Annotated in this window: 2 protein-coding genes; both read right to left on the bottom strand. The window is 44.0% G+C overall.

From position 1 onward, the window contains the following. Nucleotides 1-199: acyl-CoA dehydrogenase family protein (locus A3729_RS25855; protein ID WP_197476100.1), on the bottom strand; the 199-nt coding region annotated here is incomplete at its 3' end. Nucleotides 200-238: 39 nt separating this feature from the next. Next, entirely contained in the window at nt 239-619 is a 381-nt protein-coding gene (locus A3729_RS25860) for a MerR family DNA-binding transcriptional regulator (protein ID WP_068511073.1), read from the bottom strand. Nucleotides 620-650: the final 31 nt, after the last annotated feature.

The following is a 650-nucleotide window of genomic DNA, read 5'->3' on the forward strand; positions in this document are numbered from 1 at the left end:
TGTTTGTGCCGCCAAACTCTTCCGGTACGGTCATGCCCAATAGACCCATTTCACCAAGTTTAGGCCAAAGCTCGTTAGGGAACTCGTTATCACTATCGGTCTTTGCAGCGATGGGCGTAATCTCACTTGCGACGAAGTTAGAGACCTGGTCTCTGAGCATGTCATTGGTTTCACACAAATCAAAATTTAGTAATTGCATGGTTGGCCTCACATTTCTATTTATTCGGTAAGAGATTGTTTATGTCTTTTGTTTATTTATCGCGTCTATGCACCGAGACTCGGCTTCATCAAGTTCGAGCTGCATAACACGAATATCTTCAACCTGTTGCTTTAAGACTTGTCTGCGCTCATTAATTTTATCGAGCAGGCGTCGTAATTGAACTTGGTTTGCACCACTTGGGTCGTACAACTGAATGAGTTCTTTTGACTCGGCAAGCGATAAACCAAGGCGTTTGCCTCGAATAATCAGTTTTAGTGTGACTCTGTCGGCATCTGAATAAATTCGCGTTTGTCCCTTTCGGGTAGGGTGCAGAAGTCCCTCTGCTTCATAAAAGCGTATGGTTCTGGTGGTGACATCGAACTCGCGAGACAGTTCGCTAATGCTGAATTGTTGGCTCATTCTATCAACCCTTTTTGGCCAATTTACTTTA

It is taken from the genome of Oleiphilus sp. HI0043, assembly GCF_001634935.1.